Raw genomic sequence first — 11816 nt, 5'->3', positions numbered from 1 at the left:
GGCATCGGCGACACCATCCGCGTGTCGCTGTCGGCCCCGCCGGTCGAGGAGATCAAGGTCGGCATCCAGATCCTGGAGTCGCTGAACCTGCGTCAGCGCGGTCTGGAGATCGTCTCCTGCCCGTCCTGCGGCCGCGCCCAGGTGGACGTGTACAAGCTGGCCGAGGAGGTCACCGCGGGCCTGGAGGGCATGGAGGTGCCGCTGCGGGTCGCCGTCATGGGCTGCGTGGTGAACGGTCCCGGCGAGGCCCGCGAGGCCGACCTGGGTGTCGCCTCCGGCAACGGCAAGGGCCAGATCTTCGTGAAGGGCGAGGTCATCAAGACCGTGCCCGAGTCGAAGATCGTGGAGACGCTGATCGAGGAGGCGATGAAGATCGCCGAGGAGATGGAGAAGGACGGCGTGACGTCGGGCGAGCCGCAGGTCTCGGTGGCCGGCTGACCACGCCGGCCGGCCCGTCCGGCGCCCGAGGACGGGGCGGGTTCAGGACCGAAGCGGGATCCGGGGTCGGCGTCCCCCGGATTCCGCGGGTACAGTGCGGAGAAATCAGCAGACCCCAGTGTGTGAGGCCCCGCACGTGTTGACGCAGACCACATCCCGGGTCCTCGAACCGAGCGACCTGGACGCCGCACTCGCCGTACTCGACCGCGAGCCGGTCGCGAACGCCTTCGTGACGGCCCGCGTCCAGATCGCGGGCCTGGACCCGTGGCGGCTCGGCGGCGAGATGTGGGGCTGGTACGAGGGGGGCGTCCTGACGTCCCTGTGCTACGCCGGCGCCAACCTGGTGCCCATCTGCGCCACCCCCCGGGCCGTCCGCGCCTTCGCCGACCGTGCCCGCCGGGCCGGCCGCCGCTGCTCCTCCGTCGTCGGCCCGGCCGAGCCCACCGCCGCGCTCTGGCGGCTGCTCGAACCCCAGTGGGGCCCGGCCCGCGAGGTCCGCACCCACCAGCCCCTCATGGTCACCGACCGCATGTCCGACGTCATAGCCCCGGACCCCTACGTCCGCCGCGTCCGCAAGGACGAGCTGGAGACGATCATGCCGGCGTGCGTGGCGATGTTCACCGAGGAGGTCGGCGTCTCCCCGCTGGCCGGCGACGGCGGCCTGCTCTACCAGGCCCGGGTCGCCGAACTCGTCGGCGCCGGCCGCTCCTTCGCCCGCTTCGGCAGCGACGGCAAGGTCGTCTTCAAGGCCGAGATCGGCGCCGCGACCGACCGCGCCTGCCAGATCCAGGGCGTCTGGGTGGCCCCCGAGCACCGGGGCAGGGGCGTCGCGGCCCCCGGCATGGCGGCCGTCCTGCGCTACGCCCTGACGGAGATAGCGCCCGTGGCGAGCCTCTACGTCAACGACTTCAACACGCCCGCCCGCAGGACGTACGAGAGGGTGGGCTTCCAGGAGGTCGGCGCCTTCATGAGCGTGCTGTTCTGACGGGGCACGCCCTGTAGTCTCCCCGGCATGGTGCGCTTTCCCGGTCACGGCCGCTCCCACCCCGACGACATCGTGATCGGCCCCCTCGACCTCCCCGGCCACGTCGACGAGGCGCTGGCGGTGCAGGCGGTGGCGTTCGGGCTGGGCCCGGAGGAGGTGGCCGTACGCCGGCAGATCGTGCTGCGCCACATGACCCTCCCGGGTGCCCGGGCCTTCGGCGCCACCGTCAAGGGCCGCCTGGCCGGCTTCGTCTACGGCATGCCCAACGACCGCGCCCACTGGTGGTCCACCGTCGTCGAGCCCTATCTGCGCGCCCGGGGCCACGACGACTGGCTCGACGACTCCTTCGTCATCACCGAGCTGCACGTCCACCCCCGGCACCAGAAGCACGGCATCGGCCGCGCCCTGATCACCACGATCACCGACGGCGCCGAGCAGCCCCGCTCTATCCTTTCCGCGATCGACGTCGAGAGCCCGGCCCGCCGGCTGTACCGCTCGCTCGGCTACCAGGACCTCGCCCGCCAGGTCCACTTCCCCAGCGCCGCCAAGCCGTACGCCGTCATGGGCGCCCCGCTGCCGCTCCTCCGCCGATAGGGACAATGGATTTCCGCCGTCCCGTCCCGCCCGGCTAACCTCCTGTCATCACCCAGACGCAGCAGGAGTACGGAAACCATGGCGAACGCACCGGTCCAGCGCATGTCCCAGTTGATGGCGAAGACGCTGCGCGACGACCCGGCGGACGCCGAGGTCCTCAGCCACAAGCTTCTCGTCCGGGCCGGCTACGTGCGCCGCACCGCCGCCGGCATCTGGACCTGGCTGCCCCTCGGCAAGAAGGTCCTCGCCAACGTCGAGCGCATCGTCCGCGAGGAGATGGACGCCATCGGCGCCCAGGAGGTGCTGCTCCCCGCCCTGCTGCCGCGTGAGCCCTACGACGCCACCGGCCGCTGGGACGAGTACGGCCCCGAGCTGTTCCGCCTCCAGGACCGCAAGGGCGGCGACTACCTCCTCGGCCCCACCCACGAGGAGATCTTCACCCTGATGGTGAAGGACCAGGCGTCCTCCTACAAGGACCTGCCGGTGATCCTCTACCAGATCCAGTCCAAGTTCCGGGACGAGGCCCGCCCCCGCGCCGGCATCCTGCGCGGCCGCGAGTTCCTGATGAAGGACTCCTACTCCTTCGACCTGGAGGACGAGGGCCTGGCGAAGTCCTACGCCCTGCACCGCCAGGCGTACCAGAAGGTCTTCGAGCGCCTCGGCCTCGACTACCGCATCTGCGCGGCCACCGCCGGCGCCATGGGCGGCTCCAAGTCCGAGGAGTTCCTCGCCCCCGCCGAGGCCGGCGAGGACACCTTCGCGGACTGCCCGAACTGCGACTTCGCGGCCAACACCGAGGCGGTCGCCTACGCGTCGAAGCCGGTCGACGCCGCCGGTGTCCCGGCGGCCGAGGAGATCCCCACCCCCGACACCCCGACCATCGAGACCCTCGCCGCCTCGCTCGGCGTGGACGCCTCGGCCACGCTGAAGAACCTGCTGGTCAAGGTCGACGGCGAGATCGTCGCCGTGGGCGTCCCCGGTGACCGCGAGGTCGACATGGACAAGGTCGAGGCGCACTTCGCCCCGGCCGCCGTGGAACTGGTCACCGAGGCCGACTTCATCGCCCGCCCCGACCTGGTGCGCGGCTACGTCGGTCCGCAGGGCCTGGACAAGGTGACGTACATCGCCGACCCGCGCGTGGCACCGGGCACCGCCTGGATCACGGGCGCCAACAAGGCCGACACGCACGCGAAGAACGTGGTCGCCGGGCGCGACTTCGAGGTCGACGCGTACGTGGACGTCGTGGTGGTGCAGGAGGGCGACCCCTGCCCCAAGTGCGGCACCGGCCTCAAGCTCGACCGCGCCATCGAGATCGGCCACATCTTCCAGCTGGGCCGCAAGTACGCCGACGCCCTCAAGCTCGACGTCCTCGGCCAGAACGGCAAGCCGGTCCGCGTCACCATGGGCTCCTACGGCATCGGCGTCTCCCGCGCGGTGGCGGCGCTCGCCGAGCAGACCGCCGACGACAAGGGCCTGTGCTGGCCCGCGGAGGTCGCCCCGGCCGACGTCCACGTGGTCGCCGCCGGCAAGGCCCTCCAGACCGAACTCGCCCTCGACGTCTCCGAGAAGCTGTCCGCCGCCGGCCTCCGCGTCCTGGTCGACGACCGCCCCGGCGTCTCCCCGGGCGTGAAGTTCACCGACTCGGAGCTGATCGGCGTCCCGCGGATCCTGGTCGCGGGCCGCCGCGCCGCCGAGGGCGTCGTCGAACTCAAGGACCGCCGCACCGGAGAACGCGAGGAACTCACGGTCGACGAGGCGGTGGCCCGCCTCACGGCGTAACGGCGTCACGGGGCCCGTGCCGGTCGTCCACCGGCACGGGCCCCGGGTCTCACCCGGCCCGTCTCACTTCCACGGGTCGGTGAAGGACCGGCCGGGCACCGGCTTGGCGACGAGCGCGACGGCGGTGAAGAAGTTGACCTGGCCGATCGCGAACATCAGGGTGGCGAGCGCCTTCGGCTCGTAGTGCTCGGCCACCTGCGCGTACAGCGCGTCGGAGACCCGCTCGCCGTCCGTGGACGGCTGGAGCACGGCCTCCACGAGGGCCAGCGCGGCGCGCTCGGCACCGGTGAAGTACGGCGAGTCCCACCAGGACGCCACCGAGGCGATCCGCTCCTCCGACTGCCCGGCCTTGCGCAGGAAACCCGTGTGCAGGACGGTCAGGTAGGTGCTGCCGGCGATCTGACCGGCGCGCAGCTGGACCAGACTGATCGTGGAGCGCGGCACCGACCCGTTGCCGGTGACCTTGAACAGTGCCGCCGACACCTCCGCCAGCTCGGGGACGAGCTCCGCGGGGTCCTCGGCCATCCGCGGAACCATCGGGATCTCCGCCGTGATCGAACGCGTTTCCATCGCCGTCTCCTCAAGGTCGCTTCGCTTGCTGTCACCGACCTGACGGACCGCGGCGGAGAAGTGTGACGGAGGCCCCGGAGCGAGAACGGGCCTAGAGCCAGCTCGCGAACTCCAGGAGGAGTTCCGCGTCCCGTTCACGGCCCACGCGGCGGGCCCGCACCCCCGACTCCACCGCGCGGAACAGGGTCCAGCCCCGCAGCCGCTCCCGGTCGACCTCCAGCGACTCCGCCAGCCGCTTCACCCGCCGCCGGGTCGTCGTCGCCCCCGACGCCTGCGCGATGAGGTCCTCCACGCGGTCCCGCACCAGCCGGGCCAGGTCGAACGCGTGCTCCCCGACCACCGGGTCAGGCCCCACCGCCAGCCACGGCATGCGCTCCCCGGACAGCACCTTGCTCTGCCGGAACGTCCCGTGCAGCAGACGGTGCTCGGGCGGCGCCGCCACCAGCTCCTCGCGGGCCGTCAGCGCCGCCTCCACCAGCGGGGCCACCTCCGGGTCGGCCGCCGCGCTCGCCCGCATCGCCCGCGCCTGCCGCTCCGTCCGCTCGGCCACCGTCTCGAAACCGTGTCCGTCCGGCGGGTCCACCCAGAGCCGGCGCAGCGTTCCCGCCGCCTCCAGCAACGCCTTCGCCTCCGGCAACGACCGCACCGACACGTCCGGGTGCAGCCGCTCCAGCAGCAGTACCCCCTCGGTCGCGCCCGGGACCGGCTCCAGCAACTGGACCGCCCCCAGACCGCCCCAGTGGGCCAGCGCGGCCCGCTCGCTCTCCGGGCGCGCCCGGCGCGGCGCCAGCTTCAGCACGGCGGGCGTCCCGTCGGCCGTCCGGACCAGCACGACCAGGCTGCTGCGCCCGCCCGGCACCTGCACCCGCTCCACGGTCAACTCACGCTGTGCGACGGCCCCGCGCGCCGCCTCCGGCAGCTTCGCCAGCCAGTCGTCGCCCTCGGGCGCCGTCTCACCGAGCGCCCTCACCAGACGCTTCGGCGGTTCGAAAACCATGCGCGAGTCGTTCCCTTCCTGCTGTACGCGGTGCCCGTCACGCCGTCGGCGCCGGGGTCCCCGAAGCCGTACCGCCCCGCTCGGCGAGCCCAGGGAAGGCTACGCTCTCGCCGCTCCAGCGCACCGACCGCACCGCCGCCTCCCGCATCGCCTCGGCGGCTCCCCGCCGCCGCTCGCCCCCGCTCGCCCGCACCAGATCGGCGTACACCCCGGCCACCCGGTCCTCCAGCTCCGCCGCCAGCCGGACCGCCGCCGCCGCGTCCGGGACCGGGAACGGCAGCGCGTACCCCGCGGCGGCGGCGACGGGTGCGCCCCCCGCGTCCTTCACCGCGCGCACCAGTGCGTCCCTGCGCGCCCGGTGCGCGTCGTACGCCGTCCGTGCCTCGGTGCGCCGGTCCTTGCCGATCCGCCCGCCGACGACCCCGTAGCCGTACACCGCCGCGTGCTCCGCCGCCAGGGCGGCCTGCAGGGCCCGCAGTTCCCGGTCCTTCGCCTCGCGCGACTCGCTCACCCTCGTGCCTCCGTCAGCAGGTACACATGTGCCGCGCCGGCCGCCGCGACCGAGGCCAGCAGCCGGGCCAGCTCGCCCGGCGCGTCCAGCAGCGCCTCGGTGCGCCGGTCGGCGATCTCCCGCTCGGCGGCGGCGAGTCCGGCGAGGGCGTCCTTCTCCTTCGCGGGCACGGCGGCCGGCGGGGGGACCGCGGGCGCGCCCGACCCGGACGACGACGGCGCGGGCGACGGCTTCGCCGTGTCCCCGAACGCCTCCGCGTGCCGTACGACCTCCGCGCGCAGCGGCCGCAGCCGCTCCGCCAGCTTCGGATGCGCGGCCACGACCGCGTCGTACCGCTCGGCCAGCTCCCTGCTGTCCCGGGCCGCACGCGCGCGTGCCCGGTCGGCGGCCGAGGGACGGCTGCCGCCGGAGCCCTCGGGGTCCTCGGACCCGGCGGAGCAGCCCGCCACCAGCAGGGCCGCCGGGGCGACGGCGAGCAGACTCCTTCTGCGCGGCCCCGAACGGGCGCGCGGAGACGGGGGGAACGACACGGCAGACGTCCTCGGGGGCTCGTACGAACGTAGCGACGAAAAGCGGGGCGGAGGGCCCGTGATCACCGTACCCGTGCGCCCGCGCGGGGGCGCTCAGCGGCACCCTCCGTGACCGGGTGGACGGCAACACCCTCTGCGACCGGATACCCTTTGACCAGACACGCGCACCGTCCCACAACAGCACACGCGGCCGAGGAGTCACCCGGATGAGCACCACCCAGAGCGAGAGGCTTCGAGAACTTCTGGAACCGCTCGTCAGCTCCCAGGGTCTGGACCTCGAAGAGATCGCCGTGGACGCGGTCGGCCGCAAGCGTGTGCTGCGCGTCGTCGTCGACTCCGACACCGGAGCGGACCTCGACCGGATCGCCGATGTGAGCCGCGCGCTCTCGGCGAAGCTCGACGAGACGGACGCGATGGGCGGCGGGGAGTACACCCTCGAGGTCGGGACCCCGGGCGCGGAGCGCCCCCTCACCGAGCACCGGCACTACGTGCGCGCCACCGGCCGCCTGGTCCGGTTCCAGCTGGCCGAGGGCGGCGAACTGGTCGCCAGGATCCTCGAGGCGGACGACGACGGCCTCGACCTCGAGGTGCCCGGAGTGAAGGGCCGCAAGGCCACCACGCGCAGACTCGCCTTCGACGACATCACCAGGGCGCGTGTCCAGGTCGAGTTCAACCGCAAGGACAACGAGAAGGAAGAGGAGGCGTAATCGTGGACATCGACATGAGTGCACTTCGGCTCTTGGTGAGGGAGAAGGAGATCTCCCTCGACCTGCTGGTCGAAGCGATCGAATCGGCCCTCCTCATCGCCTATCACCGCACCGAGGGAAGCCGCCGGCACGCGCGCGTGGAGCTCAACCGGGAGACCGGACATGTGACCGTGTGGGCGAAGGAGGACCCCGAGGACCTCGAGGAGGGCCAGGAGGCCCGCGCGTTCGACGACACCCCGTCCGGCTTCGGCCGTATCGCCGCCACCACGGCCAAGCAGGTCATCCTGCAGCGCCTGCGCGACGCCGAGGACGACGCGACGCTCGGCGAGTACGCCGGCCGCGAGGGCGACATCGTCACCGGCGTGGTCCAGCAGGGCCGCGACCCGAAGAACGTGCTGGTCGACATCGGCAAGCTGGAGGCCATCCTGCCGGTGCAGGAGCAGGTGCCCGGCGAGACCTATCCGCACGGCCTGCGGCTGCGCAGCTACGTCGTCCGGGTGGCCAAGGGGGTGCGCGGCCCGTCCGTCACCCTGTCGCGCACGCACCCCAACCTGGTGAAGAAGCTCTTCGCCCTGGAGGTGCCGGAGATCGCCGACGGGTCCGTCGAGATCTCCGCGATCGCCCGCGAGGCCGGCCACCGCACCAAGATCGCCGTACGCTCCACCCGCTCGGGCCTGAACGCCAAGGGCGCCTGCATCGGCCCCATGGGCGGCCGGGTGCGCAACGTCATGGGCGAGCTGAACGGCGAGAAGATCGACATCGTCGACTGGTCCGACGACCCGGCCGAGATGGTGGCGAACGCGCTGTCGCCGGCCCGGGTCTCCAAGGTGGACATCGTCGACATGGCGGCCCGCTCGGCCCGCGTGACCGTGCCGGACTACCAGCTGTCCCTGGCGATCGGCAAGGAGGGGCAGAACGCCCGTCTCGCCGCCCGGCTGACCGGCTGGCGGATCGACATCCGGCCGGACACGGAACAGGCCGGGGAATAGATCCAGGCCGCAGGTCGCTGAGATCACGACAGCTTTGCGCGCGGCAAGTGTTCGATTCTTGCCCCAAAGGGGTGAGGTCGGCCCGGGGAGGTAGACTGAGGAGTGTCTGGCCGGACACGTGCTGGCGTATGCCCCGAGCGCACCTGCGTGGGGTGCCGGGAGCGAGCGGTCAAGAGCGAGTTGCTGCGCATCGTGGTGATCGAGGACGCGTGCGTCCCCGATCCTCGCGGTACGCTGCCCGGCCGGGGTGCGTATGTGCATCCCGTCCCGGTCTGTCTCGACCAGGCGGTGCGCCGCAGGGCGTTCCCGCGGGCGCTCCGCGTCCCGGGACCGCTCGACGTAAAGGCGTTGCGCCTCTACGTCGAGCAGGCACAAAGTTGCTGAGCAGCGGCTGACCGCCGACTGGACAGGCAACACGTAAGAACATGCCGCGCGGAAGCCCCCGTGCGGTCTGGTACCTCGCGAGTCGAAAGCAGGTCGAGATTGCGATGAGCACTCGATGAGTACGCGATGAGTACGCCCATGAACTAGCGACGGTCCGGACGCAACCCGGACCTCAAAGGAGCGAAGTGGCTAAGGTCCGGGTCTACGAACTCGCCAAGGAGTTCGGTGTGGAGAGCAAGGTCGTCATGGCCAAGCTCCAGGAACTCGGTGAATTCGTCCGTTCGGCGTCTTCGACCATCGAAGCGCCCGTAGTACGCAAGCTGACCGACGCCTTCCAGCAGGGCGGGGGCAACGGCAAGTCCGCCGCGAAGCCCGGTGCGCCCCGCAAGGCGGCCCCCAGGCCCGCCGCGCCGTCCCCGGCGCAGGCGGCCCGTCCGGCTGCCCCGAAGCCGCCGGCCGCGCCCAAGCCCGCCGCGGCCCAGCCGCCGGCGGCTCCGGCGGCCCCGTCCGCGCCCGCGCCGGTGACCCCCGGTCCGCGTCCGACGCCGGGCCCGCGCCCCGCGCCGCGTCCGGCTCCGGCGGCCCCGGAGTTCCAGGCCCCGCCCGCGGCGGCGGCCCCGGCTCCGTCCGGCCCGAAGCCCGGCGGCGCGCGTCCCGGTGCCCCCAAGCCCGGCGGTCGTCCCGCCGGTCAGGGCGGTCAGGGTGGTCAGGGTCAGGGCGGCCAGGGCCGTCCGGCCGGTCAGGGTCAGCGTCCCGGTGGCGGCGCACCGCGTCCGGGTGGTCGCCCGGCCGGTCCGCGTCCCGGTAACAACCCCTTCACCTCCGGTGGCTCCACCGGCATGGCCCGTCCGCAGGCTCCGCGCCCGCAGGGCGCGCGTCCCGGCCCGGGTGGTCCCGGTGGTCCCGGCGGTGCCGGTCCCCGTCCGCAGGCCCCCGGTGGCCAGGGCGGCGGTCCGCGTCCGCAGGCTCCGGGCGGGCAGCGCCCGACCCCGGGCTCGATGCCGCGTCCGCAGGGCGGTCCCCGTCCCGGTGGCGGCCCCGGCGGTCCGCGTCCGAACCCCGGCATGATGCCGCAGCGTCCCGCTGCCGGCCCGCGTCCCGGCCCCGGCGGCCGCGGTCCGGGCGGTGCGGGTCGTCCCGGCGGCGGTGGCGGCGGTCGTCCCGGTGGCGGCGGCTTCGCCGGCCGTCCGGGTGGCGGCGGCGGTGCCGGTCGTCCCGGTACCGGCGGCGGCTTCGCCGGCCGTCCCGGCGGCGGTGGCGGCGGCTTCGGCGGCGGCGGTGGCCGTCCCGGCTTCGGTGGCCGTCCCGGCGGTCCCGGTGGTCGTGGTGGCACGCAGGGCGCCTTCGGTCGTCCCGGCGGTCCCGCGCGTCGTGGCCGCAAGTCGAAGCGGCAGAGGCGCCAGGAGTACGAGGCCATGCAGGCCCCGTCGGTCGGCGGCGTGATGCTGCCTCGCGGCGGCGGCGAGACCATTCGCCTGTCGCGCGGTGCCTCGCTCACCGACTTCGCGGAGAAGATCAACGCCAACCCGGCGTCGCTCGTCGCGGTCATGATGAACCTCGGCGAGATGGTCACCGCGACCCAGTCCGTCTCCGACGAGACGCTCCAGCTCCTCGCGGACGAGATGAACTACACCGTTCAGATCGTCAGCCCGGAGGAGGAGGACCGCGAGCTGCTCGAGTCCTTCGACCTGGAGTTCGGCGAGGACGAGGGCGACGAGGAGGACCTGGTGGTCCGCCCGCCGGTCGTCACCGTCATGGGTCACGTCGACCACGGAAAGACCCGCCTCCTCGACGCCATCCGCAAGACGAACGTCATCGCGGGCGAGGCCGGCGGCATCACCCAGCACATCGGTGCCTACCAGGTCACGACCGAGGTCAACGAAGAGGATCGCAAGATCACCTTCATCGACACCCCGGGTCACGAGGCGTTCACCGCCATGCGTGCCCGCGGTGCGAAGTCGACCGACATCGCGATCCTGGTCGTCGCGGCCAACGACGGCGTCATGCCGCAGACGGTCGAGGCGCTCAACCACGCCAAGGCGGCCGACGTCCCGATCGTCGTCGCGGTCAACAAGATCGACGTCGAGGGCGCCGACCCGACCAAGGTGCGCGGTCAGCTGACCGAGTACGGCCTGGTGGCCGAGGAGTACGGCGGCGACACCATGTTCGTCGACATCTCCGCCAAGCAGGGTCTGCACATCGACAGCCTCCTCGAGGCCGTCATCCTCACCGCGGACGCCTCGCTCGACCTGCGGGCCAACCCCACGCAGGACGCGCAGGGCATCTCGATCGAGTCCCGGCTCGACCGCGGCCGCGGTGCCGTGGCGACCGTCCTCGTCCAGCGAGGCACCCTGCGGGTCGGCGACACGATGGTGGTGGGCGACGCCTACGGCCGCGTGCGCGCCATGCTCGACGACAACGGCAACAACGTCGCCGAGGCGGGCCCGTCGACGCCGGTCCAGGTCCTGGGCCTGACCAACGTCCCGGGTGCGGGCGACAACTTCATCGTCGTCGACGAGGACCGTACGGCCCGTCAGATCGCCGAGAAGCGCGCCGCCCGTGAGCGCAACGCCGCGTTCGCCAAGCGCACGCGCCGCGTGTCGCTGGAGGACCTGGACAAGGTGCTCAAGGCCGGCGAGGTCCAGCAGCTGAACCTGATCATCAAGGGTGACGCTTCCGGTTCCGTCGAGGCCCTGGAGTCCTCCCTGCTCCAGCTGGACGTCGGCGAAGAGGTCGACATCCGCGTCCTGCACCGCGGCGTCGGTGCGGTCACGGAGTCCGACATCGACCTGGCGATGGGCTCCGACGCCATCGTGATCGGCTTCAACGTGCGCGCCGCCGGGCGGGCACAGCAGATGGCCGAGCGCGAGGGCGTGGACGTCCGCTACTACTCGGTCATCTACCAGGCGATCGAGGAGATCGAGGCGGCCCTCAAGGGCATGCTCAAGCCGGAGTACGAAGAGGTCGAGCTCGGCACGGCGGAGATCCGCGAGGTCTTCCGCTCGTCCAAGCTGGGCAACATCGCGGGTGTGCTCATCCGCTCCGGCGAGGTCAGGCGCAACACCAAGGCGCGCCTGCTGCGCGATGGCAAGGTCATCGCGGAGAACCTCAACATCGAGGGTCTGCGTCGCTTCAAGGACGACGTCACCGAGATCCGCGAAGGCTTCGAGGGCGGTATCAACCTCGGAAACTTCAACGACATCAAGGTCGACGACGTCATCGCGACGTACGAGATGCGCGAGAAGCCGCGGGCGTAACACCCCCCGGTGCGTACCGGCCGGCGGGACCCACCCGGGTCCCGCCGGCCGGCGCGCGTGTGCGCGGCGGGGCGG

The 11816-nt window shown here is 72.7% G+C and carries 12 protein-coding genes; 8 read left to right on the top strand and 4 right to left on the bottom strand.

What is annotated here, in order from left to right:
- The 4 genes from KUM38_RS16515 to KUM38_RS16500 form a co-directional block, all read left to right on the top strand.
- The coding region (locus KUM38_RS16515; protein WP_217130132.1) for a flavodoxin-dependent (E)-4-hydroxy-3-methylbut-2-enyl-diphosphate synthase at positions 1-438 on the top strand (438 nt) is incomplete at its 5' end.
- 136 nt (positions 439-574) lie between these two features.
- On the top strand, positions 575-1423 hold the full coding sequence (locus KUM38_RS16510) for a GNAT family N-acetyltransferase (protein WP_217130131.1): 849 nt from the start codon (positions 575-577) through the stop codon (positions 1421-1423).
- Between the two features lie 27 nt (positions 1424-1450).
- On the top strand, positions 1451-2017 hold the full coding sequence (locus KUM38_RS16505; protein WP_217130130.1) for a GNAT family N-acetyltransferase: 567 nt from the start codon (positions 1451-1453) through the stop codon (positions 2015-2017).
- 78 nt (positions 2018-2095) lie between these two features.
- Entirely contained in the window at positions 2096-3796 is a 1701-nt protein-coding gene (locus KUM38_RS16500) for a proline--tRNA ligase (RefSeq protein ID WP_217130129.1), read from the top strand.
- A 63-nt stretch (positions 3797-3859) separates the two neighbouring features.
- Here the strand turns inward: KUM38_RS16500 and KUM38_RS16495 are convergent, their stop codons facing one another.
- The 4 genes from KUM38_RS16495 to KUM38_RS16480 form a co-directional block, all read right to left on the bottom strand.
- Complete coding sequence (locus KUM38_RS16495) at positions 3860-4366, bottom strand: carboxymuconolactone decarboxylase family protein (RefSeq protein ID WP_217130128.1); 507 nt, start codon at positions 4364-4366, stop codon at positions 3860-3862.
- A gap of 91 nt (positions 4367-4457) precedes the next feature.
- Positions 4458-5363, bottom strand: a complete 906-nt coding sequence (locus KUM38_RS16490; RefSeq protein ID WP_217130127.1) for an aminoglycoside phosphotransferase family protein — start codon at positions 5361-5363, stop codon at positions 4458-4460.
- Positions 5364-5400: 37 nt separating this feature from the next.
- Positions 5401-5874: a ferritin-like domain-containing protein gene (locus tag KUM38_RS16485; protein WP_217130126.1), complete on the bottom strand. Its 474-nt coding sequence runs from the start codon at positions 5872-5874 to the stop codon at positions 5401-5403.
- Entirely contained in the window at positions 5871-6404 is a 534-nt protein-coding gene (locus KUM38_RS16480) for a hypothetical protein (protein ID WP_217130125.1), read from the bottom strand. Before KUM38_RS16480 ends, KUM38_RS16485 begins: the two co-directional genes overlap by 4 nt.
- A gap of 206 nt (positions 6405-6610) precedes the next feature.
- On the opposite strand from KUM38_RS16480, the gene rimP reads away from it, so the two are divergent.
- The 4 genes from rimP (at position 6611) to infB (ending at position 11741) form a co-directional block, all read left to right on the top strand.
- Positions 6611-7111: a ribosome maturation factor RimP gene (rimP, locus tag KUM38_RS16475; protein WP_217130124.1), complete on the top strand. Its 501-nt coding sequence runs from the start codon at positions 6611-6613 to the stop codon at positions 7109-7111.
- Positions 7112-7113: 2 nt separating this feature from the next.
- Positions 7114-8100, top strand: a complete 987-nt coding sequence (gene nusA, locus KUM38_RS16470) for a transcription termination factor NusA (protein ID WP_217130123.1) — start codon at positions 7114-7116, stop codon at positions 8098-8100.
- 102 nt (positions 8101-8202) lie between these two features.
- Positions 8203-8484: a YlxR family protein gene (locus KUM38_RS16465; protein ID WP_217130122.1), complete on the top strand. Its 282-nt coding sequence runs from the start codon at positions 8203-8205 to the stop codon at positions 8482-8484.
- Between the two features lie 185 nt (positions 8485-8669).
- Complete coding sequence (gene infB / locus KUM38_RS43295) at positions 8670-11741, top strand: translation initiation factor IF-2 (protein ID WP_217130121.1); 3072 nt, start codon at positions 8670-8672, stop codon at positions 11739-11741.
- Positions 11742-11816 lie beyond the last annotated feature (75 nt).

The sequence above is a fragment of the Streptomyces sp. AC558_RSS880 genome (assembly GCF_019049255.1).
Taxonomy (GTDB): Bacteria; Actinomycetota; Actinomycetes; order Streptomycetales; family Streptomycetaceae; genus Streptomyces.
Note: the sequence above shows the minus strand (reverse complement) of the source record. Positions and strands in the feature narration are given on the sequence as shown.